Source organism: Myxococcota bacterium (genome assembly GCA_035498015.1).
Classification (GTDB): Bacteria; Myxococcota_A; UBA9160; order SZUA-336; family SZUA-336; genus VGRW01.
Genome location: DATKAO010000132.1, coordinates 1 through 23,918, shown reverse-complemented (window position 1 = coordinate 23,918; position 23,918 = coordinate 1). Strand labels below are relative to the sequence as shown.

Here is a 23,918-nt window from a genome sequence, read left to right as displayed (position 1 = left end):
ATGGCGTTCCCGCAGCTCGCGAGATATCCCGCCGCCGGCCCGAGTCTCTGGTCGTTCGAGCGGCTGCCCGACGGCGTGCGCATCGAGCCCATGCCGATCCTGGCGCAAGACGGCGGCGAGTCACACGGCACGCTGTTCGCGAAGGGCGGCGAGCGCTGCGTGGCGATGTTCATGCACCCGCGCGGCGACATGCAGCGTCACTACGCGATGCCGCGGCTGCTCGAGGCGGGCATCGCGACGTTCGGCCAGGCCGGGCGCTTCATCAACAACGACGTCAACCTGATCCACGAGCGGCTCATCCTCGACGTGGCCGCCTCGATCGCGCGCCTGCGCGAGCGCGGCTTCGCGAAGATCGTGCTCGTGGGCAACAGCGGCGGCGGCGCGCTGTTCAGCTTCTACCAGTCACAGGCCGCGACCGCGCCGCCCGGCCGCCTGGAAGACACCGCCGCGGGCGACCCGTGCGACCTGAACAAGCTCGAAATGCCGCAGGCCGACGGGCTGGTGCAGCTCGCCACCCACCTGGGGCAGGGCAAGCTCATGCTCGAGATCATCGATCCGTCGCTGGTCGACGAGAGCGATCCTTTGTCGCGCGACCCCTCGCTCGACATGTACGACGAAGAGAACGGCTTCCGCCCGCTGCCCGCACACTCCAAGTACTCGGGCGAGTTCCTGGCGCGCTACCGCCAGGCGCAGTCGGCGCGCGTGGCGCGCATCGACGCCGTGGCGCGCGGCTACGTCGAGGAATGGAATCACTGGCTGCGCAAGCTCGGCACGCCCGAGGCCGAGTCACTGCCGCTGGCCGAGCGCCAGCGCATCGAGCGGCGCGCCTTCGCGGGCCGCTACATGGCGATCCACCGCACCGAGGCCAACCCGGCGTACACCGACCTCGGGCTGTTCCCCTCGGAGCGCGCGATCGGCTCGTTCTTCTCGCCGCGCCCCGACGTGTTCAACTACCTGGAGAGCGGGTTCGGCAAGTACCAGACGCCGCGCGCCTGGCTGTCGACCTGGTCGGGTCACTCGTCGCGCGCCGCCACGCTCGAGTGTCTGCCCAAGCTCTCGCTGCCGACCCTGGTCGTGGCCTATCTCGGCGACAACGCCGTGTTCTCGAATCACACCGATGCTATCTTCGAGCGCTCGCCGGCGCGCGACAAGCAGATCTTCCGGGTCGCGGGAGATCACCTGGGCTACGGCCCGTCCGGCATGCGCGACCGCAGCGGCCAGAACGCCGCGCTGGACCGCATCGTCCCCTGGATCAAGGAGCGCTTTGCATGAAGATCGACTTGTTCGCCATGCCCGCGGTTCCCGCCACGCTGGAGGAGCGCGAGAGACTGCGGCCGATCGGCCGCTCGACCGAACGCTACCAGATGATGCTCGAGGAGCTGCGCCACCTGGCGATCACCGCCGACCAGCTCGGCATCGACGCGTTCTCGACCACCGAGCACCACTTCCACACCGAGGGCAACGAGCTGTCGGTGAATCCGATCCTGCTGTTCGCGGACTTCGCCGCGCGCACCAAGCGCATCAAGTTCGCGCCCATGTCGATCGTGATGACGGTCGCGAACCCGATCCGGGTCGCGGAGGACCTGGCGATCCTCGACCAGCTCACAAAGGGCCGCGTCGCGGTGGCGTTCGCGCGCGGCTACCAGAAGCGCTGGATGCAGGTGCTGGGGCAGGGCGCGCCCATCGCCACCGGCATGGGCGACGAGGTCGACCGCCAGAACCGCGAGCGCTACGACGAGAACATCGAGGTCCTGATGAAGGCCTGGACGAATGACTCGTTCGAGCACAAGGGCAAGTACTTCCAGGTGCCCTATCCGCACGACACGGGCATCGAGGGCTGGGGCGCGCCCGGCTACACCAGACAGTTCGGCGCGCCGGGCGAGATCGACGCCCAGGACGTGATCCGCAAGATCGGCGTGTGTCCGCGCCCGTTCCAGGAGCCGCACCCGCCGATCTGGGTGCCGGTGACTGGCGGCATGCCGTCGCTCCTGAACTGCGCGAAGAACGGCTGGCTGCCGTGGATCTGGGAGTCGGACCCGGAGAAGTTCCTGACGATGTGCCGCGAGTACCAGCGGGTGTCGGCCGAGAACGGCCGCGAGTTCGCGCTGGGCGAGAACTGCGGCGCGGTGCGCGCGATCACGATCGGAGACAGCTACGACGAGGCCTTCGAGCTCGCCGCGCAGACCACCGGTCACGACTACCAGGAGTATTTCGGCCGCTTCGGCTTTCTCGAGCTGTTCCGCAACCCGGAGGACGATCCGAACTGCCGGCCGCTCCTGTTCAAGAGCAACGAGGCCGCGACGCAGCGCATGATCGAGAAGGGCTACCAGATCTGCGGCACCGTGGACCAGGTGAAGCGCCACTTCGAGAAGCTGGTGAAGTGCCACGGCAACGGGAACCTCGACTGGCTGTCGTGGAACTTCTTCTACCAGGGCACCACGCCGCGCCACGTGCAGGACCGCCAGCTCGAGCTGTTCGCGACCCAGATCATGCCGGAGTTCCGCTAGTGCCGTTCGCCGTCGTCAACGGTCACCATCTCTACTTCGAGGACTCGCGCGGGCGCGGCTCGGCGGTCGTGTTCAGTCACGGGTTCCTGCTCGACCACTCGATGTGGGAGGCGCAGGTCAGGGAGTTCGGCGAGGCGTACCGCTGCATCACCTGGGACGAGCGCGGACACGGCATGAGCGAGTGTCTCGGGCCGTTCGACTACTACGACTCCGCGAGTGACTGCATCGGCTTGATGGACCAGCTCGGCATCGCGTCGGCGACGCTGGTCGGCATGTCTCAAGGCGGCTTCCTGTCGCTGCGCGCGGCCTGGAAGCATCCGGACCGCGTGCGCGCGCTCGTGCTGGTCGACACGGCCGCGGCGCTGTTCCCGCCCGAGGTGCTGGCGGGCTATCGCGCGACCGCGGAGGCGTGGATCGAGCATGGGCCCGTCGGAGAGATCGGCAGCAACATGGCGGAGCTGCTCTTCGGCAAGCGCTACGACGCCTCGGTCTGGCTCGGGAAGTGGCAGGCCAAGCCGCCCTCCGAGACCGCGCACCCCTGGGCCACCGTGCTGGGGCGAGACGAGTTCATGCACCGCCTGCCCGAGATCAAGTGTCCCTCGCTCGTGATTCACGGCAGCGCGGACCGGGCGTTCGACCTCGCGACGGCCAAGGGCCTTCAGTCCGCGCTGGGCAATTGCAAGGGACTGGTCGTGATCGAGGGAGCGGCGCACGCGCCCAACGTGACTCATCCCAAGCCGTTCAATCGCGCGCTCAGTGAATTCCTGGGGAGGAACGCATGACTCCACTCGGCTTCGGCATCTGGGACGGCGACAACCACTACTACGAGCCGCGCGACGCCTTCACGCGCTACGTGGAGCCGCGCTTTCGCGACCGCGCCGTGCGCGTGGTCGACACGGCCGACGGCCGGCCGCAGATCTGGATCGGCGAGCGCGAGTTCCACTTCCTCGACGACACCTTCGCGAGCTTCGACAAGACCGTGCGGCCCGGCTCGCTGCGCGAGTTCCTGAAGTCACTCGGCAGCGACCGCCTGGTCGAGCCCGAGTCGATCGAGATCCCGATGGACCCCGCGTTCCAAAACCGCGACGCGCGGCTCGCGCGCATGGACGAGCAGGGCGTCGAGGCGGCGTTCCTGTTCCCGACGCTCGGCGTGTGCGTCGAGCACTTCCTGCGCAGCGACGTCGAGCTGTCGTACGCGAACCTGCGCGCCTTCAACCGCTGGCTCGACGAGACCTGGGGCTACGCCTGGAAGGGCCGGATCTTCGCCTCGCCGGTGCTGTCGCTGCTCGATCCCGAACAGGCGCTGCGCGACCTCGAGCTGTTCCTCGCGCGCGGCGCGCGGCTCGTCAACGTGCGCACCGGCCCGGCGGGCCGCCACTCCCCTGCCGATCCGATCTTCGACCGGGTGTGGTCGCTCGCCAACGAGGCGCGCCTCGCGATCGCCTACCACGTGGGCGAGGCGGGCTACAACGAGCTCATGTCGACTCACTGGGGCGAGGAGGCGAACCCGGCCTCGCACCATCAGTCGGCCTTCCAGTGGGTGTGCATGTACGGCGACCGGCCGATCATGGACACCATCACGGCGCTGATCATGGGCAACTTCTTCGGCCGCTACCCGAACATCAAGGTGCTGTCGGTCGAGAACGGGTCACTCTGGGTGCCCTATCTGCTGAAGGCCATGGACAAGATGAAGGGCATGGGGCGGAACGGCCCGTGGATCGGCGGCCGCGTGCACGGGCGCGCCAGCGAGCTGTTCAAGCAGCACGTCTGGGTGAATCCGTACCACGAAGAGGACCACAAGGCGCTGGCCGAGCTGATCGGCGTGGAGCACGTGGTGTTCGGCTCGGACTACCCGCACGCCGAGTGCGTGCCGCACCCCGAGGAGTTCATCGCCGGCATCCAGAAGCAGTTCCCGGCCCAGGACGTGGTGAAGCTCTTGCGCGAGAACGCGCAGTATCTCGTGAGTCAGGCGTGAGCGAGCGCGAGTTCGAGGGCCGGGTCGTGCTCGTGACGGGTGGGGGCGGCTCGTGCATCGGCGGGCCGACGGCGCTGCGCTTCGCGCAGGAGGGCGCGGCGGTCGCGATCTGCGACATGCACGAGCGCCGCAACCGCGAGATGGCGGAGCGGATCCACAAGGAGACCGGCGCGCGCGTGCTCGCCTTCCAGCTCGACATCGCCGACCGGCCCAAGGTGGACGCGATGCTGGCCGAGATCGAGAAGGCCTTGGGCGGCGTCGACATCCTGGTCTGCAACGCGGCCGAGAACAAGCTCGGCAAGATCGTCGGCTACGACATGATGGACTGGGACCGCACGCTCGACGTGTCACTCACCGCGAACTTCTTCCTGGCGCGCCACGTGCTGCCGGGCATGGTCGCGCGCCGCCGCGGCAACATCGTGAACATCTCGTCGGTCGCCGGCTGGATCGGCAATCCCAACGAGAAAGACGGCGAGCCCGCATACGCGGCCGCGAAGGCGGCGCTGTTCGCGCTGACTCGCAACATCGCGCACGAGGTCGGCCCGCACGGCATCCGCTGCAACGCGATCGCGCCGGGACTGATCTGGTCGCGCTTCGTGGAGAAGTTCGACGCCGATTTCCGGCCGCTGATCGACGCCACGCCGATGCGCCGCTACGGGCGTTCCGAGGACGTGGTCGAGGCGGTGATGTTCCTGGCGTCGGACCGCCGCTCCGGGTTCATCACCGGCGAGGCGCTGAACGTCTCGGGCGGCTGGTACATGCGGCCGTGACCGTCGGCGAGGTGCTCGACCGCCCGGCCGCGCGCGCGCCCGAGCGGCTTGCGCTGGTCGGTCGCAGCGGGCGATTCAGCTACGGCGAGCTCGACCGTGCCGCCAACCGCGCGGCGAACGCGCTGGCGGCGCTCGGCGTGCGGCGCGGCGACCGGGTGGCCGCGTGTCTCCCGAACGACGTCGACATCGTGATCGCGTTCCTGGGCACGGCGCGTCTGGGCGCGCTCTGGGTCGGGATCTCGCGTCCGCTCGCGCCGCCCGAGAAGGCCTTCTGCCTGCGCGACTCCGGCGCGCGCGTGTTCCTGGCGCCGCAAGACGTGCTCGAGTCACTCGCGCCCCAGCGCGCGAGCCTGCCGGAGCTGGCGCACGCCGTCGAAGTGACTCCCGGCGGCTTCGCGCTCCAGGGCGACGAGTCCCGTCCCAGCGCCGGCGTGGCACCGCACGACCCGGCCGCGATCGCCTACACCAGCGGCACCACCGGCTTCCCCAAGGGCGCCGTGCACAGTCACCACAATCTGCTGCTGCCCGGCGCCGTGGCGGCGGCCGCGGGCAGCTACGGGCCGGAGCTGCGCCAGGGCGTGCTCCTGCCGCTCACCATCTTGAACCTGATGGTGCTCGGGCCGCTGGTGGCGTTCCAGGACGGATCGGCGCTGGTGTGCATGGACCGCATCGACGCGCCCGGCGTGGCCGACTGGGTGCGCCGCGAGCGCGTGGGACACTTCGCCGCCGTGCCGACCGTTCTGTACGACCTCTTGACCCACCCGGACGTGACTCGCGAGGACCTCGCCTCGCTGCGCCGGCCCGAGGTGGGCGGCGCCGAGTGTCCCGAGGAGTTCCGCGCGCTCTACCGCGAGCGCTTCGGGCACGAGGTCACGATCGGCTATGGCATGACCGAGGCGCCCACCGCGGTGACTCGCTCCGACGGCCGCGCGGCGCCGCGGCCCGGCCTGTGCGGCAAGCCCGTGCCCCAGGTCGAGATCCGCATCCTCGACGAGAAGGACCGGCCGGTCGAGCCGGGCCAGGTGGGCGAGATCTGCGTTGCGCCCGCGAGCAGCGGCGCCTGGGCCGGCGTCTACACGCCGATGCTCGGCTACTGGAACCGGCCCGATGAGACGGCGCAGGCGCTGCGCGGCGGCGTGTATCACTCGGGTGACCTCGGCTTCGTGGACGAGCACGGCGACCTGTACATCCGCGGCCGGCGCAACGAGCTGATCCTGCGCGGCGGCGCCAACGTGTACCCGGCCGAGGTCGAGCGCGTGCTGTGCGAGCACCCGGCGGTGGCGAGCTGTGCCGTGCTGGGCCGGCCGGACCCGCGGCTGGGTCAACGCGTGGTCGCGGCCGTGCAGCTCGCGCCCGGCGCCGCCGCCGACGCGGCGCAGCTCGCCGCTTTCGGGCGCGAGAGACTCGCGAGATACAAGGTGCCGGAGCAGTTCGCGTTCGTGGCGACCCTGCCGCGCAACGCCATGGGCAAGGTGGTGAAGCGCGAGCTCGAGCCGCTGTTCGAGGCGCAGCCGTGAGCGAACGGGCGCGCATCGGCCGGACCGTCCAGGAGTCGCAGGCCGTGCAGCCGCGCGACCCGCGCGCGCCGCAGGGCGCGCCCAACGTGGTGCTGATCGTGCTCGACGACCTCGGCTTCGCGCAGCTCGGCTGCTTCGGCGGCGACATCGCCACCCCGGCCATCGACTCACTCGCCGCGGGCGGCCTGCGCTTCAACCGCTTCCACGTCACGGCACTGTGCTCGCCCACGCGGGCGGCGCTGCTCACCGGCTGCAACCACCACGCGGTCGGCATGGGCTTCCTGACCGACATTCCCATGGGCTTCCCGGGCTACGACTGCCGCATCCCTCCCTCGGCCGCGACGCTCGCGCGCGTGCTGCGCGACGCGGGCTACGCCACGTTCGCGGTCGGCAAGTGGCACCTCGCGCCGCGCTGGGAGCAGACGGCCGCCGGCCCGTTCGCGCGCTGGCCGCTCGCCCAGGGGTTCGAGCGCTACTACGGGTTCCTCGGCGGCGACACCAACCAGTGGACCCCCGAGCTGGTGCACGGCAACGACTTCGTGACTCCGCCGCGCGCTCCGGAGCAGGGCTACCATCTGACCGAGGACCTGGTCGACCGCGCGATCCAGAACATTCGCGACCTGCGCCACGCCGCGCCGCAGAAGCCGTTCTTCCTTTATCTCGCGCCCGGGGCGGTGCACGCGCCGCACCACGCGCCGGCCGATTGGATCGCGCGCTACCGCGGCCGCTTCGAGGCCGGCTGGGAGGAGTGGCGGGCGCGCGCTTTCTCGCGCCAGCTCGAATTGGGTGTCGTGCCCGCGGGCACCACGCTGCCCGAGCGCCCGTCCTGGGTCCCGGCGTGGAAGGAGCTCTCGTCCGACGAGCGCGCCGTGGCGGGCCGGCTGATGGAGGCGTTCGCGGGCTTCCTGTCGCACGCCGACGCCGAGATCGGCCGGCTCGTGGCGTTCCTCGAGTCAGGGGGCATCCTCGACGAGACGCTGGTGCTCTTGATCTCCGACAACGGCGCGAGCGCCGAAGGCGGACCCACGGGCCTGTTCAACGAGCACAGCTTCCTCATGAACCGCGACGACGAGGTGAGCCGGGCGGCGGCTCGGCTCGACCAGATCGGCGGCTTCCGCGCCTACAACCACTACCCGTGGGGCTGGGCCTGGGCCGGCAACGCGCCCTTCCGGCTGTGGAAGCGCTACACGTGGCTGGGCGGCGTGCGCACGCCGCTGATCGCGCACTGGCCCAGGCGGATCGCGCAGGGCGGGGCGGTGCGCGGCCAGTTCTGTCACGCGATCGACCTCCTGCCGACGGTGCTCGACGCGGTCGGCGTTCCCCGCCCGGCGGCGGTGGATGGCGTGCCACAGCGCCCGCTCGACGGCGCCAGCCTGCTCGCCGCCTTCGATTCGGCCGAGGCAGCCTCGCCCAGAGACACTCAGTATTTCGAGATGCTCGGCAGCCGCGCGATCTACCACGCCGGCTGGAAGGCGACCACCGACCACGTCGGCAGCCAGATCCAGGCCGAGCGCGAGCTCGTGCCCGGCAGTCACGACTTCGACCGCGACCGCTGGGCGCTGTACCGGCTCGAGGACGACTTCTCGGAGTCACAGGACCTCGCGGGCGAGGAGCCGGCGCGGCTCGAGCAGCTCGTGTCGCTCTGGTGGGCCGAGGCGGGCCGCAACCAGGTGCTGCCGCTGGCCGACGGCTTTCTGCAGCGCGCGGTCGCGATCGTGCGGCCGCAGTTCGGCTTCCGGCCGCGCGTCGAGCTCCTGCCCGGGCCCGAAGCGACTTCCGAGGACGCCCTGCCGCCGCTGCTGGGCGGCTTCTCGGTCACCGCCGAGCTCGAGATCGGGCGCGCGACCGCCCACGGCATGCTCGCCGCGATGGGTGACTGGACCAACGGCTGGGCGCTCTACCTGCTGCACGGCCGCCCGGTGGTGGCGGTGAACGTGTGCGGCGATCTCGTGCGCCTGGACCCCGGCGAGTCACTGGGGTCCGGCGCACACCGCCTGCGCTTCGAGCTCACGCGGCGCGAAGGCGGCGGCAAGCTCTCGCTCGCGCACGGCGAGCGGGTGCTGGCCGAGGCCGAGGTCGCCTTTCCCCCGCCCGTGCGCTGGCAGATCGGCGGCGCCGCGCTCATGGTCGGGCGCGACCGCGGCTTTCCGGTGTGCGACGACTACGTGCCGCCGTTCGAGTTCAGCGGCGTTCTGAAGCGCGTGGTGCTCGAAGCCGGCGCGCGCCCGCTGCGCGATGCGAGCCGCGAGCTCGCCACCGCGCTGCGGGCGGAGTGACTGGCCGTGGCCGTGCTGCGCGTCGGTCACATCGGGATCTGCGTGTCGGACCTGGGCCGCGCGCTCGAGTTCTACTGCGATCTGCTCGGCTTCCGGCCGCTCAGCGAGACGGTGGTCGCCGACGCGCTCTCGGCCAGGCTCCTCGGCCTTGCCGAGGTCGACCAGACCAGCGTCTTCGTCGAGCGCGACGGCGTGCGCCTGGCGCTGTTCGCGTTTCGGGCGCCCGGCACGCTGCGCGGCCCGGCGCCGCGGCCGATGAACCAGACCGGCATGGCGGCGCTGATGCTCCGTGTCGACGATCTCGACGCCACCGTCGCCAAGATCCGCGCCGCGGGCTTCCCCGTCCTCGACGACACGCGCATCGAGCATCCGGCCTGGAACTCCAAGCTCCTGTTCGTGACCGACGGCGACGGCACGATGGTCGAGCTGATCGAGATTCCGGGCGATCCGTACGCGCCGTTCGGAAAGCCCCTCGCGCGCTGAGGTCGCTCAATCTGCGCCCGCGCCGGCCGATAGCGGCGACATGGCCAGCTCGCCTGCATGCGACGCTGTTCAGCAGGTTCTGGAGCACTCGGCGGGAATGGACCACTGGGCCGCCCGCGGAGCGATCCAGCTCGCGCTGATGGACGGCGGCTTCGACGTCGGCAGCGTCAGCGTCGCCGAGATGCAGATCGTCGTCGACCGGCTGTTGCGGAAGCAGCTCGAGAGCCAGAACGTCGACGACGTGGCGAGTGTCTGCGCGCGGATACGCGAGGCGCTGGGAGTCATCGGCGAGAGCTCGCGCGAGAGCCTGCCCGACCGGATCTTCGAGCGGCTCGGAAAGGCGCGCAGCGCATGAGCCTGCTCGTGCTCCTGTCGGTTCTGTCGTGCAGTGCGGTCGGAACGCTGATCGGCGGACGTCTCCTGCTCGTGGCACGTCAGACGCGCCAGTCCCCCGAGCTCCTGATCGGGACCGGGATCTTCGCCTACTCGAGCGTGGCGCTTCCGTCGCTCCTGGTCATGGGTCTGCCCGGGCTCTCCGTGGGACTCACGCGAGCCTTCCAGCTCTCGCAGCAGGCCGGGAACTGCGTGTCACTGACCGCGACGCTCCTGTTCACCTGGCGGGTGTTCCGGCCGGGCGCCGGCTGGGCGCGGCTGCTCGTCGGCGCCGCGGTGGCGCTCGCCCTGTTCGCGTCGTGGGGCTCGGTGTCCGTGGCTCCGAGCGCGCCGGGAGCGACGGCCATGCCGGCCGAGGTCAGGCCGTACGTCTCGATCATGGTGCTCGTCTGGGGTGGGGCATTCCTCTGGACCGGTCTCGAGTCACTCCGCTTCCACGCCAAGATGAAGAAGCGGCTCGCGCTCGGGGCGGCGAGCCCGGTGGTGTGCAATCGCTTCCTCTTGTGGGCGGTCTGGGGCACGAGCTGCTTCGTGCTCGACCTCATGAACCTGGCCTACAACCTCGCGGGCCTCGACTTCTCGCGCCATCCCGCGCCGCTGATCACGATCTGCGCGTCGTGCCTCGTGAGCAGCGGGGTGTGGTATCTCGCGTTCTTCGCGCCGGAGAGCTACGAGCGCCTGATCCTGGCCCGCGCGCGCCCCCAGCCCGCACGCTGAGTCCGACGCCGGTTCCTCCAGCCGCCGGCAGCCCGTCTGGACTAGAATGGGCGGCGTCATGATCGTCTTCGACAAGTTCCTGGTGGCTGGCGAGTGGGTCGCGCCCGACGGCCGTGGTCACTTCGACGTGCACGACGCGTCGACCGAGGAAGTGATCGGCCGTGTGCCGGCGGGCAGCCCGGTCGACGTCGACCGCGCGGTGACCGCGGCGCGGCGCGCCTTCGTCGGCTGGGCGGAGACCGCCCCCGCCGTGCGCGCCGACGCGCTGCGCCAGATCGCCGAGGGCATCCGCAAGCGGCGCGCGGAGCTGGTCGAGGTGATCATCGGCGAGCTCGGCGCGCCGCGGCCCATGACCGAGCAGTTCATGGTCGACTTCCCGGCGAACACCATCCAGTTCTACGCCGACCTGCTCGCGACATACTCCTTCGAGGAGCGGATCGGGAACTCACTGGTCGTGAAGGAGCCGGCGGGCGTGATCGCCGCGATCACGCCCTGGAACTACCCGCTGCACCAGATCGTGGCGAAGCTCGGTCCGGCGCTGGCCGCGGGCTGCACCATGGTGCTGAAGCCGAGCGAGGTCGTGCCGCTGTCGTGCTTCATGCTGGCCGAGATCGTGGGTGCGGTCGTGCCGGGCGGGGTGTTCAACTTCCTCTCCGGCGCGGGGCCGGTGGTGGGAGAAGCCATGGTCTCTCACCCGGGCGTGGACATGGTCTCGTTCACGGGCTCGACCGCCGCGGGGCGCCGCGTGGCCGAGCTCGCGGCCAGGACCGTGAAGAAGGTGTCACTCGAGCTGGGCGGCAAGTCCGCGAGCGTGATCCTCGACGACGCCGACTTCGAGAAGGCGGTGCGCGCGAGCTTGAATCACGCCTTCATCAACTGCGGGCAGACGTGCGCGTCGTGGACCCGCATGCTGGTGCCGCGCGAGCGGCAGGCCGAAGCGGCGGCGCTCGCCCTCGACGAGCTGCGCCGCGGGAACGGCGTGGGCGACCCGCGGCAGGGCAAGGAGCGACTCGGGCCGCTCGTCTCGGCGACGCAGCGCGAGCGCGTGCGGGGCTACATCCAGTCTGGAATCGATCAAGGCGCACGGCTCCTGGCCGGCGGGACGGAGCCGCCCGCGGGCCTGGAGCGTGGCTACTACGTCCGCCCGACACTCTTTTGCGACGTGCGCAGCGACATGAAGATCGCCCAGGAGGAGATCTTCGGGCCGGTCTGCACGATCCTGCCCTACGACGGCGAAGACGACGCGGTGCGCATCGCCAACGACACGATCTACGGCCTCGGCGGCGCGGTCTGGTCGCGCGACGCGGAGCGCGCGCGGCGCGTCGCACGGCGGATCCGGACGGCGCAGCTCGACATCAACGGGGCGCCGTTCAATCCCCACGCGCCGTTCGGCGGCGTGAAACAGTCGGGGAACGGCCGCGAGCTCGGGAAGTACGGCCTCGAAGAGTATCTCGAGCCGAAGGCGCTTCAGTTTCTCTAGACGGCAGCCCGGCCCTAGCGCGCCTTCAGCGTGCGGACGAGAGTGACTGCGCTCTGGGCGAGGCCGTCGATCTGCGCGCGGAAGGCCGTGGTGTCGGCCTTGCCGCCCATCACGCCCTTCAGGTAACGCGCCATGACTCCCTCGACGATCGCGGCCAGGCGCCAGTACTGGAAGGCGCGGTAGTAGTCCACGTTCGACACGTCGCGGCCCGTCTTCTGCGAGTAGCTGGCGAGGATCTCGGCGCGCGACTGGAAGCCGCCCGCCGCCGAAGGCGCGGCCGCGGCTGCGGCCGAGCCGCCGACCTCGCCGGGCTCGGCCCAGTTGTTCATCAGGTACCCGATGTCGGCCATCGGGTCGCCCAGCGTGCACAGCTCCCAATCGAGCACCGCCTGGATGCGCCGGTCGTCGCCCGTGATGCAGTTGCCCAGCCGGTAGTCACCGTGGACGATCGTCGCGTCCTTCTGCGGCGGCATCATGGCGACCAGCGCCTCGTGCACCTCTTCCATGGCCGGCAGCTCGCGCGTCTTCGAGTTCTCCCACTGCGTGCGCCAGCGGTGGAGCTGGCGCGGCAGGTACGAGTCCTTGCGCCCCAGGTCACCCAGGCCGATCGCGTCCGGGTCGACCCGGTGCAGACGCGCCAGCACGTCGATCAGTGACTCGCCGATCTCGCGCCGCTGCGCTTCCGAGAACAGGCGCGCGACCGTGGCCGAGTCGGCGATCACGTGGCCCTCCACGAACTTCATCACGTAGAAGGGCGCGCCGTTGACCTCGGAGTCCTCGCACAGCCCGAGCGCCGGGGCGACGGGCACCGAGGTGTGTCGCCCGACCGCGGCGATGATCTTGTGCTCGCGGGCCATGTCGTGGGCGGTCGCGAGCACCGCGCCCAGCGGCGGCCGCCGCAGCACGAACAGCTCGCCCGCCGCATCGCGCACGCGGTAGGTGAGGTTCGAGTGCCCGCCGGCGATCAGCGAGAACTCGAACGGGCCCCGGGCGCCCGCGATGTGGGCGGAGAGCCACTCGGACACGCGCTGCTGCTGGATGCCCCGAACGACGCCTTCGGCCTCGCTTCCGCTCATGGCGCGAATTCTAACTTAGACGGGGAACTCGACGCGGACCGAACCGAGCGGGCCGAAGTCGGCCTCGGCCACGTCGCCGGGCGAGAGCTCGAGCACCGCCGTGCAGGAGCCGGTGGTTACCCACTCGCCTGCGCCGAGCCCGCGCCCTTGCTGCGCGAGCGCGTTGGCCAGCCAATGGAGCGCGCGGTAGGGCGAGCCCAGCACGGCCGCGCCGGAGCCGCGGGTCGCCTCGCGCCCGTTCACGCGCGTCACGACCGCGATCTCGGCCAGGTCCAGGCCCGCGAGCTCGGTCCGCTCGAGCCCCGTCACCCACTGACTGTGAAGCACGTTGTCGGCGACGGCCTCGAGCGGCGTGAGCTTTCGCCACTCCTCGAAGCGTGAGTCGACGATCTCGAACGAAGGCATCACGGCGGCCACCGAGCGGGTCACTTCATCGAGTGAGTAGGGCTCGGCGCGCGGCGGGAGCGCGCGCGCCATGCGCACGCCGAACTCGGTCTCGACCACGCGCGTGGCGAAGCCCGCCGACGGCAGCCGGGCGGGGCTCGGGTGCACCCGGCCCTCGAGCAGCCGGCCGAACACGGGCTCCGAGATGCCGAACGCGCGCTGCACGACCTCGTTCGAGTAACCGATCTTGTAGCCGACCGGCCGGGCGAGCCGGGCCACGAAGCGGTCCTGGATGGCGTACGCGTCGGCCAGGCTCGACGGCGCGCAGTCACGCGGCAGGGCGGGGCGCGGCCGCAGCGCACGCAACGCCGCGACGAGCAGCGTGGCCGCCGAGTCGACTTGCAGCTCCGAGAGCGCCATGGCTCGGGTTGTGCCATGCCGACCCCTGCGCGCACAACTGCCGTGGACACGGGCCGCGCCGGGAGGGGATAATGACGCGACTGAAACATGTTCTAAACCCGAGCCGGGAGCACCCATGAAGCGCATCCCCCTGCCGCACTCGCCCAACGGCTGGTTCAAGGTGGTGTTCAGCGACGAGCTGGCGATCGGCGACGTGAAGCCCATCCACCAGCTCGGCCGCGACCTGGTCGCCTACCGCGGCGAGGACGGCGTGGCACACGTGCTCGACGCCTACTGCCCGCACCTGGGCGCGCACCTGGGCGTGGGCGGCAAGGTGGTCGGCGGCGACCTGCAGTGCCCCTTCCACGGCTGGCGCTGGGCGGGCGACGGCCGCTGCACCGACGTGCCCTACGCGAAGAAGATCCCGGCACTCGCGCGCATCCGCGCCTGGGAGACCCGCGAGCAGAACGGCTACGTCATGGTCTGGCACCACGCCGAGGACAAGGCGCCCGAGTTCGAGGTCCCAGAGATCCCCGAGGCCAGCGACCCGAGCTACTACAAGTACAAGCGGGTGCGCTGGGAGCTCCAGACCCACATCCAGGAGATGTACGAGAACGCGGTCGATATCCAGCACTTCGCGCACGTGCACGGCATGCAGATCGAGAAGGTGAACTGGCAGGGCGAGGGCGCGATCGCCACGCTGGTGCTCGACCTGAAGCGCGAGGCCGACGCGCAGACCAACGCCCTTGGCGAGAGCTCGTTCCGCTCGTTCATGTACGGGCCCGGTCTGTCGCTCACGCGAGTCACCGGGCGCATGGCCGGTGTCTCGATCCAGACGCTGACGCCGATCGACGACGAGCAGTGCGAGGTCGTGCACACCTACTACGCGAAGAAGTCCGAGCCCGCGACCAAGGCCGAGCTCGAAGGCTTCTTCGACTTCTACGCGAGTGACTGGGAGCTCGACTTCAAGCTCTGGAACCAGAAGGTCTACCGCCCGCAGCCTCTGCTCGCCGAGAACGACGGCGACGTGGGCCGGTTCCGCCGCTGGTACAAGCAGTTCTACTCGACCGACGCCGGCATCGACCGCTTCTAGCCATGGCGCGCATCGAGACGGTTCTGGGCCCGATCGCCCCTGCCGACCTCGGCGCGGCGATGTCGCACGTGCATCTCACGCTCGACATCTCGTGCTGGTACGCGCCGCCCACCGACCCGGAGGTGGCGCGCGTGGCGGGCAAGCCGCTCGGGCTCGAGAACCTGGGCCTGGCGCGGCGCAACGGCCTGGTGGTGCGCGACAACCTGGTGCAGTCCGACGTCGAGCTCACGATCCGCGAAGCGGCGGAGTTCAAGCGCGCGGGCGGCGGAGCGCTGGTCGACATGGAGCTGCCGGGCATCGGCCGCGACGTGGCCGCGCTGCAGCGCATCTCGCGCGCGACCGGCCTGCACGTGATCGCGTCGACCGGCTTCTACACCGAGGCGAGTCACCCGCCCGAGGTCGCAGCGCTCGACGTCGGCGCGCTGGCCGACGCCATGGTGCGCGAGCTCACGGAGGGCATCGGCGACAGCGGCGTGCGCGCCGGCAACATCGGCGAGATCGGCTGCAGCGGCATGCCCGACGTGCCGTGCCTGCCGGGCGAGGAGAAGGTGCTGCGCGGGGCCGCGCGGGCGCAGGCGCGCACCGGCGCGTCGCTCACCGTGCACCCCAACGGTGGCACCCACGGCTCGCGCGAGACACCCAAGCACCACCTCGACTTCTATCTCGACCTGCTCGAGGCCGAGGGTGCGGACCTGTCCAAGGTGTATCTCTCGCACATGGGCTTCTACTCGGCGGACGTGGCCCGGCACGTGCTGCGGCGCGGGCTGGGCTTCGTGTCGTACGACCACTTCGGGCACGAGGAGTACTACGAGATCGTCGGTCCGGGCCGCGCGTTCCCGCGCGACAAGGAGGAGATCGACGCCGTGATGCGGCTGCTCGAAGCCGGTCACGCCGACCGCGTGCTGATCGGCAACGAGATCGGCTGGAAGACCTGTTACAAGGCCTTCGGCGGCTGGGGCTACGCCCACGTGCTCGAGCACGTGGTGCCCTGGCTGCGCGACTGCGGCGCGAGCGAGGCGCAGATCCAGCAGGTGCTGGTCGACAACCCGGCCCGGCTGCACCAGCTAGCGAAGTGACTTCGGCCTGAACCGGACCGGCATGTGCTTGGGGCCCGAGATGAAGGTCGAGGGCAGCCACTCGGTGGGGCCGGCCGGCTCGACGTCGGGAATGCGGCGCAAGATCTCGCGCAGCATGGCCTCGATCTCGATGCGCGCGATGTGCGCGCCCAGGCAGAAGTGAGCGCCGCCGCCGCCGAACGCCACGTGCGGGTTGGGATCGCGCGAGACGTCGAAGCGCTCCGGGTCGGCGAACGCGCGCGGGTCGCGGTTCGCCGAGCCGTAGTACATGACCACCTTCTGGCCCTTGCGGATCTTCGTGCCTGCGAGCTCGGCGTCGCGCGTGGCGGTGCGGCGCATGTAGACCACCGGAGACACCCAGCGCAGCATCTCCTCGACCGCGCCCGGCAGGAGTGAGTCGAGCCGAGCGGCGAGCTGCGCACGCTGCTCGGGGTGCTCGAACAGCGCCAGCATGCCCCCGCCCACGAGGTTGCGCGTGGTGTCTCCGCCGGCGTCGACCAGGAGCAGGAAGAACAGCTGGAAGTCGATCTCCGTGAAGCGCTGGCCGTCGACCTCGGCGTTCAGGATCTTGGTCGCCAGGTCCGCGCCCGGGCGCGCGCGCTTCTCGCGGATCACGCCCTGGGCGTACTGGAACATCTGCATGGCCGCCGCGCCCGCGGCACCGGGCGGCAGTGACTCGGGCGCGGCGTGGATGGCCTCGGTGAGCCGGTACAGCTCGCGTCCGTCGTCGAGCGGGATGCCCAAGAGCTCGGCGATCACGTACGACGGGAGCTCGCCCGCGATGTCGTCCACCAGGTCGCACTCGCCGCGTTCGATCACCGCGTCGATGATCTGCTTGGCGAGCTCTCCGATGCGCGGGCCCAGCGCCGCCGATGCGCGCGGCGTGAACTCGCGGCTCACGATCCGCCGGTAGCGGGTGTGTTTCGGCGGGTCCATGGTGAGCATCATTCCCGACTCGCCGAAGTCGAGCTCGGTCCCCGGCGGCGGGTCCTGGATCAGGATCGTGTGGGTCGAGGAGAAGGTCGCCGAGTCACGGCCCACCGCGGTCACGTCGGCGTGGCGGGTGACGGCGAAGAAGCCGGGCCCGTCGCGCTCCGCGTGCCAGTGCACCGGGTCGTGCTCGCGCAGCCACTGGAACTGATCGTGCGGCTGGCCGTTCGCGAAGCTCGCGGGGTCGACGAGATCGATGTGCGGGCGCTGCGCCATGGCCCATCCTAGCCCGCGCGGCGCAGCACGTGCGCCTGCGCGCGCCAGAGCGCGCTGGCCGCGCACAGCGCCGCGGCCGCCTTGCGCAGCGACATGGCGCAGTCGGGCGAGGCGAACGGGTGCACCGGCCGGCGCGCGGCGTCGGCGAAGCCCAGGCACAGGAAGGCGTCCCACTCGGGCGCAGCGTCGGGAAAGAGCCGGCGCTCGACCTCGAGCAGGGCCACGCGCGTGGCCGCGGGCTGGCCCGCGAGCAGCTCGGGCACGAGCTCCGCGCTGAAGCGCTGGGCATCCAGGCCCGCGCGCCGGCGCAGCGCGCACAGCCAGTGCGCGGGGGCGGGACCGGAGTCGTGCAAGACGCGCAGGTGGCCGGCGTAGCCCGAGGCGCCGCCCAGGAAGCGCGCGTGGTCCTCGCTCACCAGGCGCTCGCCCTCGACCGAGGCGTACAGACCTCGCTCGTAGTCCTGGAGTGAGTCGAAGGCCAGCGCGTTCACGCTGTCGATCGGCTCGGCGGGCGGCAGCGCCTCCTCCACGTCGTACACGGTGTAGCCCCGCAGCCGCGGGTGGTGCTGCAGGGCGAGCGGGGCGTGCCGCTCGAGCAGGTGCGCCGAATACGCCAGGTGTGACAGGTCGGCGCGCCGCGCGCACAGGAAGAAAATCTCGACCACGGGCCGATGGTACACTCGCGCGCGTATGGCCATCGTGACACCCGTCGAAGTCGCCCCGGGCGCGCGCCGGCGCCTGGCGATCTCGAGCCCCGTGACCGGCGAGCCGATCGGCGAGATCGAGGTCCAGAACGCCTCCGACGTGCGCGCCGCGCTCGAGCGCGCGCGCAAGGCGCAGCCCGCCTGGGCGGCGCAGAGCGTCGGCGAGCGCGTGCGCTACGTGCAGCGCGCGCTGGGCCTCTTGATCGAGAAGCAGGACCGGATCGTCGAGGTCGTGGTGCGTGAGTCCGGCAAGCCCGCGACCGAAGCCCGCATGATGGAGGTCTTCGCCGCCTGTGACTCGATGACCTACTGGTCCAAGCGCGCGCCGGCATTGCTGCGCACCGAGCGCGTGCCGCTGCACGGGCTTTTGCGCTTCACCAAGAAGCTCGAGATCGCCTACCGGCCGCTGGGCGTGGTGGGCGTGATCAGCCCCTGGAACGGGCCGGTGATCCTGTCGCTCGACCCGACCGTGCAGGCCCTGCTCGCCGGGAACGCGGTGCTGCTCAAGCCCTCGGAGGTGACTCCGTTCTCGGGCCGGATCGTCGCCGACCTGTTCCGCGAGGCCGGGCTGCCCGAGGGCGTGCTCGAGCTCCTGGTGGGCGATGGCGAGACCGGCGCCGCGCTGTGCGAGGCGGGGGTCGACAAGATCTCGTTCACCGGCAGCGTGGCCACCGGCCGGCGCGTGGCGGTCGCCTGCGCCGAGCGGCTGATCCCGTGCACGCTCGAGCTCGGCGGCAAGGACCCGATGATCGTGTGCGCCGACGCCGATCTCGACGCCGCCGCGGGCGGCGCGATCGCCGGCGGCTTCCTGAACTCCGGCCAGTTCTGCTGCGGCACCGAGCGGGTCTACGTGGTGGAGGAGGTCGCGGACCGGTTCATCGAAAAGGTCGTGGCCCGCACGAAGGCCCTGCGCCAGGAGGCCTCGGGCGAGTTCGACGTGGGGGCCATGTTCTGGCCGCGCCAGCTCGAGATCGTGGCGCGCCAGGTCGACGAGGCGATCGCAGGCGGCGCCACCGCGCTCGTGGGCGGCCGACGGAACCCGCGGCTCAAAGGCCACTTCTTCGAGCCCACGGTGCTGGTCGGCGTGCGCGACGACATGGCGCTGATGCGCGAGGAGAACTTCGGGCCGGTGCTGCCGATCGTGCGCGTGCGCGACCTCGACGAGGCGATCGCGCGTGCCAACGACACGAGCTACGGCCTGGGCGCCAACGTGTGGACGCGCGACGCGCGTCTGGCCGGCGAGCTCGCCCGCCGCATCGACTCCGGCAGCGTGTGCATCAACGACCTCACCATGACCTACGGCGTCCCCGAGGCGCCGTTCGGGGGGCGCAAGCAGAGCGGCGTCGGTCACGTGCACGGCCGCGACGGCTTGCGCGGCTACACCCAGGCGCTGCCCATCATCCGCGACCGCTGGGGCGGCCGGCAGGCCGCGACTCACTATCCGTACGGCGAGGCCAAGGACCAGGGCATGAAGAAGCTGATCCGCTTCTTGTTCGGCACGCCGCTCGGCCGCTGGCTGTCCTGAACGCACGAACGCCGCGTTCCGGAGAACGCGGCGTTCGAAAGTGACTCAGACGGGCGAGTGACTAGCGGCGGAGCTTGCGGGCGGTCGCCAGTCCGCCGAGCGCCAGGAGGCTCAGCAACACCGTGCTCGGCTCCGGGGTCTCGACCTGGAAGAAGCCCTTGGTCTGGACCTGGTCGCCGCCGGTCAGGCTGAAGCTCCACACGATCTGCATGTTGGTGGTCGCCGCGCCGAATGCCTGGCTCGGGATCGGCGTGCCCCACGCTTGCTGCGGCAGGCTGGCCGACGTGCTCGAGCTCTGGCTGAACGTGCCCAGGCTCTGCGACACGACGTTGTTCACCAGCGCCGTGTAGAAGAAGCCGACGCTCGACAGAGTCACGTTGCCATTGCCGCTCGTGTCGGTGAACGTCGTGCCGGTGACCCCATCGCCGAAGTAACCGCCGCGCACCGTGTTCGGGCTGATGGTCGCGATCGGCAGCGTGATGGTCATGGTGAAGTTCTGGGTGTTCCCTGACAGGTTCAAGAGCGTGAACGTGCTGGTGATCTGTGGGTCGGGATTGACCGTGAGATCCCAGTTGCACTGGAACCCCGCGTCGTAGCCGAGGCCCGACAGACCGTAGGTACCGTCGCCGTTGGCGGCGGTCTCGAGATCGATCGCGTAGTGACCCGTGGCAGCGCCGGTCGCGGCGTCGGCCGAGTCGATGGTCACGCCCACCACCGGCGCGGCGTGAGCGATGCTCGCAACGCACACACCGACGGCGGCACACACGAGTGCCCTTCGCAGTCCCCTTGCGCCCATTGGTCTCCCTCCAAGCTCCGCACCGGTTCCCGCACAGGATGCGCTGTGCGCACGGGGGACCTTCCCAACATCCACCCGTAGTCAGAATCCTACCAGGGATGGGCAGGCCTACGTGCAACTTTCTGCAGAAAGCGCGAACGCCGCGTTCCGAAGAACGCGGCGTTCGATGGTGATTCGGGCTGGACTGACTTCAGGCGCGCTTGCGGGCGAGGGCCAGGCCGCCGAGGGCCAGGAGGCCCAGCAGCACCGTGCTCGGCTCCGGGGCCTCGACCTGGAAGAAGCCCTTGGTCTGGACCTGGTCGCCGCCGGTCAGGCTGAAGCTCCACTTGATCACCATGTTGCCGGTCGCCGCGCCGAACGGAGCGCTCGGGATCGGCGTGCCCCAAGACTGCTGCGAGAGGTTGCCCTGGATGCCCGCGCCGCCGTTCGCGTTCTGGCTGAAGGAACCGAGTGACATCGACACCACGTTGTTGACCAGCGCCGTGTAGAAGGCACCGACGCTCGCCAGAGTCACGTTCGCGTCGCCGCTCGTGTCCGTGTAAGTCGTACCGGTGACCGGATCGCCGTAGTAACCGCCGCGAACCGTGTTCGGGCCGATGGCCGCGATCGGCAGCGTGATGGTCATGGTGAAGTTCGTAGGGTTCGGCGACAGGTTCATCAGCGTGAACGAGCTGGTGATCTGCGGGTCGGGATTGACCGTGAGATCCCAGTTGCACTGGAACCCCGTGTCGTAGCCCAGGCCCGAGAGACCGTAACTCCCGTCGCCGTTGGCGGTGGTCTCGAGATCGACCGCGTAGTGACCGTTCGCGATGCCCGTTGCCGCGTCCGCCGAGTCGATGGTCACACCGACGACCGGTGCGGCGTTGGCGCTGGTTCCCACGACGACCGCCACTGCGGCACTGAGTCCGATCAGTGCCCTTCGCAGCCCCCTCACGTCCATGGTTTCCCTCCGATTTTCACGCGCATGATGCGTTTGCGCGCGCCAGACGAGGTGTGCAGCAACCTCACCCGTGGGCCGAATCCTACCAGACCCTCATTTCGAACTGGAAGCTCTTTTTTGCGCAAATGTGCAAAGAAACAGTGCGAATCCCATGGCGAAGGTCGCGATTCCGTCCGGTTCCGGTACGACGTCGAATTCGAACGGGACTTGAACGCGGTCTCCGGGAGACACGCTGAAGGCGAAAGCCACCCCGATCGAGGAAGTCACTCCCGGACCGGACCCGGAGAAGGTCTCCGGGCCTTGAGTCCCGGAGATCTGCGCGTCGCCCGTGGCGAGGTCGTTGAAGGCGCCGATCTGGCCCACGGCCGCGGCGTCGATCAGGCCCTTCATGAAGGCCTGAGTGCCCGGCATGGCCAGCGTCGGGGAGGCGAAGCTCACGGAGCCGTCGGAGTTGTCGTCCGAGTAGGTCGATTCGAAGTAGGTGCCGGTGAACGAGGTCGGTCCCGCGAGCGGCACCCCGGAGATGGTCGCGCTCACGCTGAAGAGCTGGGTCGAGGAGCTCAAGTTCGTGAGCGAGAACGAGCCGGAGATCGTCGGATCGGCGTTCACGGTGTACGTCGACGAGAAAAGGAAGCTCGAGGTCGTGCCCATGGCCGTACCCGAGAACGAGCCATCGCCATTGGAGGCCAGGGGGGGATGCACGCTCAACGGGTCGCCCCCGGCGCTGGACGTCACCACGACCGAGAAGTCGCTCGGCGGGGGCGTTCCGATCGACCCAGCGCTCGCGAGTCGTCCCAAAGCCAAAACGCACGCCCCGACGGCGAGAAGCGCGGCCTTCTTCATGCCCGTGAGGATACCAGCGGCGGGTGTGCTTTGTGGGAAATTTCCCGTGGGGTTTGGCGGGGCCTGGGGGCCGCTCAGGCCGAGCCGGCCGCCATGTCGCCCGTGACGCCCCCGCAGGCGATCAGCCTGGCCCGCAGGCTGGCCGCGCGGGTCCGGCGCCGCTCGCGGCGGGCGTCGGTGTCGCACAGCCGGTCCAGGACCTCCTGGGCCCACGCCAGGTGCCGCCGGGACTTCCGCACCACCTCGTCCAGGATCTCGATCGTGGGCGCGTCGGCGATCTGGTCGGTCTCGCGCATGGTGCGCTCGTAGACCTCGACCAGGTGCGGCTTCAGCACGTCGAACACCCCGACCAGCTTCTCGATCGTCTGGTCCGGGCGCTCCGGCTCGGTCACGGCCTGGACGAAGTCGGCGAAGCCCTGGTTCGCGGACTCGGAGGCCGCCACGGCCTTCCGGCCGCAGCGCAGCTCCGGCAGGCGCTTGCCCAGCGCGTCGGCGGCCTGGGCGGACTCCCAGATGATCTTGCCGAGCCCGGTCTTCACGGGGATCTCGGGGATCGTGGCCACCCAGCCGCCCATGGCCATCATGATCCACTCTTCCGCGTAGCGGAAATTCCGCACGCGGCGGGCCATCGACTCGACGTCGTAGCGCCCGTGCAGCTCGCGCAGGTCGGCCGGGATCTCGAAGGCCGAATAGGGCGCGAACGTGGTGCGCTCGTCCTTGCCGGTGCCGGGGTAGAGCCGGGTGTCGCTCATGCCCGCTTCTCCGCCGCGGCCTTCCGCGCCAGGTGCTTCATGCGCAGCATCTCGGCCGCCTTGCGCAGGGTCTCGCGCGAGGGCCCGCCCGCCGAGATCGTGGTCAGCTCCTCGAGCTCCTGCTCGGTGAAGCCGGCCTCGATCCGGTCCTCGCGCGCGATGCGGATCGCCGCGTCCTCGCGGTCCGAGCGCGAGCCGCCGAAGCTGAACTGCTTGTCGACCTGGCGCCGGAACTCCTGCGCCGCCTCGAAGCGCGCGGGGTCGTTCTTGGTGAACTCCTTGACCCACTCACTGCCGAAGCGCACGTGAGTGAGCTCGTCGGCGAGCACGTAGTCGACGGCCTGCTGCATCTTCTCGTCGCCGGACTGCTGGGCGTATCGGATCATGTCGCGGAACACGTCGCACGCGAGTCCCTCGAGGCCGCGATTCACTCCGGCCACGCGCAGCGCGGGATCGTCGGAGCAGGCGCACTCGAACAGGAAGCTCGACTCCGGGAACATTCCGACGCTGCCGCCGCAGTGCACGAGCAGCTTCTCGTAGATCTGGACGTGGCGCGCCTCGTCCCAGCACTGGCGCGCCATGTTCATCTTGAACTCCCATGGCGCCTCGGGGAAATCCCAGAGCGAGCGGCCGGCGCCCTCGAGCGCCTGTAACTCGCCGACGAAGATGCCGTGCATGCGCAGCAAGAGCCGCGTGGTGACCGCGGGGTCGTCGTGCTTGAGTGGCTCGTTCAGCGTGACCAGGCCGAACGCCGGACCGTACTCCTCGTAGAGCGGCTCGGCCGCGGTGCCGCGCACCGAGACCTCGATGATCGGAGTGAGTCGGTCGAACATCTCGACGACCTTGTCCACGTCGTCGGGCAGGGTCGACAGCACGGTGGCCGCGATGTTGTCCTGCCGGATGAAACGGCTGTCACGCGCGAGCTCGTGATGGGCGATGAAGCGTTTCATGCTCTCCCCCGTAGGTGTTCGGGGGAGTTTCGCGCCCCGCCGGCGGCCGCGTCAAC

The 23,918-nt window shown here is 70.2% G+C and carries 23 protein-coding genes; 14 read left to right on the top strand and 9 right to left on the bottom strand.

The window, feature by feature from the left end; all coding sequences use genetic code 11:
• The 11 genes from VMR86_11815 (at nucleotide 1) to VMR86_11765 (ending at nucleotide 12,118) form a co-directional block, all read left to right on the top strand.
• Nucleotides 1-1,272 carry an alpha/beta hydrolase gene (locus tag VMR86_11815; protein ID HTO07728.1) on the top strand — a complete coding sequence of 424 codons (1,272 nt, stop codon included), beginning with the start codon at nucleotides 1-3 and terminating at the stop codon, nucleotides 1,270-1,272.
• Complete coding sequence (locus tag VMR86_11810) at nucleotides 1,269-2,507, top strand: LLM class flavin-dependent oxidoreductase (protein ID HTO07727.1); 1,239 nt, start codon at nucleotides 1,269-1,271, stop codon at nucleotides 2,505-2,507. The genes VMR86_11815 and VMR86_11810 overlap by 4 nt, the downstream gene beginning before the upstream one ends.
• Nucleotides 2,507-3,289 (top strand): alpha/beta hydrolase, encoded by a 783-nt coding sequence (locus VMR86_11805; protein ID HTO07726.1) that lies wholly within the window; start codon nucleotides 2,507-2,509, stop codon nucleotides 3,287-3,289. The genes VMR86_11810 and VMR86_11805 overlap by 1 nt, the downstream gene beginning before the upstream one ends.
• A complete protein-coding gene (locus VMR86_11800) occupies nucleotides 3,286-4,482 on the top strand; it encodes an amidohydrolase family protein (protein ID HTO07725.1) in 1,197 nt (398 codons plus the stop codon). The genes VMR86_11805 and VMR86_11800 overlap by 4 nt, the downstream gene beginning before the upstream one ends.
• A complete protein-coding gene (locus VMR86_11795) occupies nucleotides 4,479-5,252 on the top strand; it encodes an SDR family oxidoreductase (GenBank protein ID HTO07724.1) in 774 nt (257 codons plus the stop codon). Before VMR86_11800 ends, VMR86_11795 begins: the two co-directional genes overlap by 4 nt.
• A complete protein-coding gene (locus tag VMR86_11790) occupies nucleotides 5,249-6,769 on the top strand; it encodes an AMP-binding protein (GenBank protein ID HTO07723.1) in 1,521 nt (506 codons plus the stop codon). Before VMR86_11795 ends, VMR86_11790 begins: the two co-directional genes overlap by 4 nt.
• Nucleotides 6,766-9,045 (top strand): arylsulfatase, encoded by a 2,280-nt coding sequence (locus VMR86_11785; GenBank protein HTO07722.1) that lies wholly within the window; start codon nucleotides 6,766-6,768, stop codon nucleotides 9,043-9,045. The genes VMR86_11790 and VMR86_11785 overlap by 4 nt, the downstream gene beginning before the upstream one ends.
• Nucleotides 9,046-9,051: 6 nt before the next feature.
• Nucleotides 9,052-9,528 carry a VOC family protein gene (locus VMR86_11780; protein HTO07721.1) on the top strand — a complete coding sequence of 159 codons (477 nt, stop codon included), beginning with the start codon at nucleotides 9,052-9,054 and terminating at the stop codon, nucleotides 9,526-9,528.
• Between the two features lie 97 nt (nucleotides 9,529-9,625).
• Entirely contained in the window at nucleotides 9,626-9,883 is a 258-nt protein-coding gene (locus VMR86_11775) for a hypothetical protein (protein ID HTO07720.1), read from the top strand.
• The gene (locus tag VMR86_11770; GenBank protein HTO07719.1) at nucleotides 9,880-10,638 is read left to right on the top strand and encodes a hypothetical protein; all 759 of its coding nucleotides are present in this window, start codon (nucleotides 9,880-9,882) and stop codon (nucleotides 10,636-10,638) included. The genes VMR86_11775 and VMR86_11770 overlap by 4 nt, the downstream gene beginning before the upstream one ends.
• Before the next feature lie 58 nt (nucleotides 10,639-10,696).
• On the top strand, nucleotides 10,697-12,118 hold the full coding sequence (locus tag VMR86_11765) for an aldehyde dehydrogenase family protein (protein HTO07718.1): 1,422 nt from the start codon (nucleotides 10,697-10,699) through the stop codon (nucleotides 12,116-12,118).
• Between the two features lie 14 nt (nucleotides 12,119-12,132).
• Here the strand turns inward: VMR86_11765 and VMR86_11760 are convergent, their stop codons facing one another.
• Entirely contained in the window at nucleotides 12,133-13,194 is a 1,062-nt protein-coding gene (locus VMR86_11760; GenBank protein HTO07717.1) for a phosphotransferase family protein, read from the bottom strand.
• A 15-nt stretch (nucleotides 13,195-13,209) separates the two neighbouring features.
• The gene (locus VMR86_11755; GenBank protein ID HTO07716.1) at nucleotides 13,210-13,998 is read right to left on the bottom strand and encodes a fumarylacetoacetate hydrolase family protein; all 789 of its coding nucleotides are present in this window, start codon (nucleotides 13,996-13,998) and stop codon (nucleotides 13,210-13,212) included.
• A 115-nt stretch (nucleotides 13,999-14,113) separates the two neighbouring features.
• Between VMR86_11755 and VMR86_11750 the strand changes: the two genes are divergently transcribed.
• On the top strand, nucleotides 14,114-15,070 hold the full coding sequence (locus tag VMR86_11750; GenBank protein HTO07715.1) for a Rieske 2Fe-2S domain-containing protein: 957 nt from the start codon (nucleotides 14,114-14,116) through the stop codon (nucleotides 15,068-15,070).
• 2 nt (nucleotides 15,071-15,072) lie between these two features.
• The gene (locus tag VMR86_11745) at nucleotides 15,073-16,146 is read left to right on the top strand and encodes a hypothetical protein (GenBank protein ID HTO07714.1); all 1,074 of its coding nucleotides are present in this window, start codon (nucleotides 15,073-15,075) and stop codon (nucleotides 16,144-16,146) included.
• On the opposite strand, the gene VMR86_11740 is transcribed toward VMR86_11745, so the two are convergent.
• Nucleotides 16,135-17,352: a cytochrome P450 gene (locus VMR86_11740; GenBank protein ID HTO07713.1), complete on the bottom strand. Its 1,218-nt coding sequence runs from the start codon at nucleotides 17,350-17,352 to the stop codon at nucleotides 16,135-16,137. The genes VMR86_11745 and VMR86_11740 overlap by 12 nt on opposite strands.
• Nucleotides 17,353-17,360: 8 nt before the next feature.
• Entirely contained in the window at nucleotides 17,361-18,017 is a 657-nt protein-coding gene (locus tag VMR86_11735) for an EthD domain-containing protein (GenBank protein ID HTO07712.1), read from the bottom strand.
• A gap of 25 nt (nucleotides 18,018-18,042) precedes the next feature.
• On the opposite strand from VMR86_11735, the gene VMR86_11730 reads away from it, so the two are divergent.
• Nucleotides 18,043-19,581 carry an aldehyde dehydrogenase family protein gene (locus VMR86_11730; protein HTO07711.1) on the top strand — a complete coding sequence of 513 codons (1,539 nt, stop codon included), beginning with the start codon at nucleotides 18,043-18,045 and terminating at the stop codon, nucleotides 19,579-19,581.
• A 61-nt stretch (nucleotides 19,582-19,642) separates the two neighbouring features.
• Here the strand turns inward: VMR86_11730 and VMR86_11725 are convergent, their stop codons facing one another.
• The 5 genes from VMR86_11725 to VMR86_11705 form a co-directional block, all read right to left on the bottom strand.
• On the bottom strand, nucleotides 19,643-20,347 hold the full coding sequence (locus VMR86_11725) for a PEP-CTERM sorting domain-containing protein (GenBank protein ID HTO07710.1): 705 nt from the start codon (nucleotides 20,345-20,347) through the stop codon (nucleotides 19,643-19,645).
• 220 nt (nucleotides 20,348-20,567) lie between these two features.
• Nucleotides 20,568-21,269 carry a PEP-CTERM sorting domain-containing protein gene (locus VMR86_11720; protein HTO07709.1) on the bottom strand — a complete coding sequence of 234 codons (702 nt, stop codon included), beginning with the start codon at nucleotides 21,267-21,269 and terminating at the stop codon, nucleotides 20,568-20,570.
• A gap of 141 nt (nucleotides 21,270-21,410) precedes the next feature.
• The gene (locus VMR86_11715) at nucleotides 21,411-22,160 is read right to left on the bottom strand and encodes a hypothetical protein (protein HTO07708.1); all 750 of its coding nucleotides are present in this window, start codon (nucleotides 22,158-22,160) and stop codon (nucleotides 21,411-21,413) included.
• A gap of 74 nt (nucleotides 22,161-22,234) precedes the next feature.
• Entirely contained in the window at nucleotides 22,235-22,912 is a 678-nt protein-coding gene (locus VMR86_11710; protein ID HTO07707.1) for a hypothetical protein, read from the bottom strand.
• The gene (locus tag VMR86_11705; protein HTO07706.1) at nucleotides 22,909-23,862 is read right to left on the bottom strand and encodes a DUF455 family protein; all 954 of its coding nucleotides are present in this window, start codon (nucleotides 23,860-23,862) and stop codon (nucleotides 22,909-22,911) included. Before VMR86_11705 ends, VMR86_11710 begins: the two co-directional genes overlap by 4 nt.
• Nucleotides 23,863-23,918 lie beyond the last annotated feature (56 nt).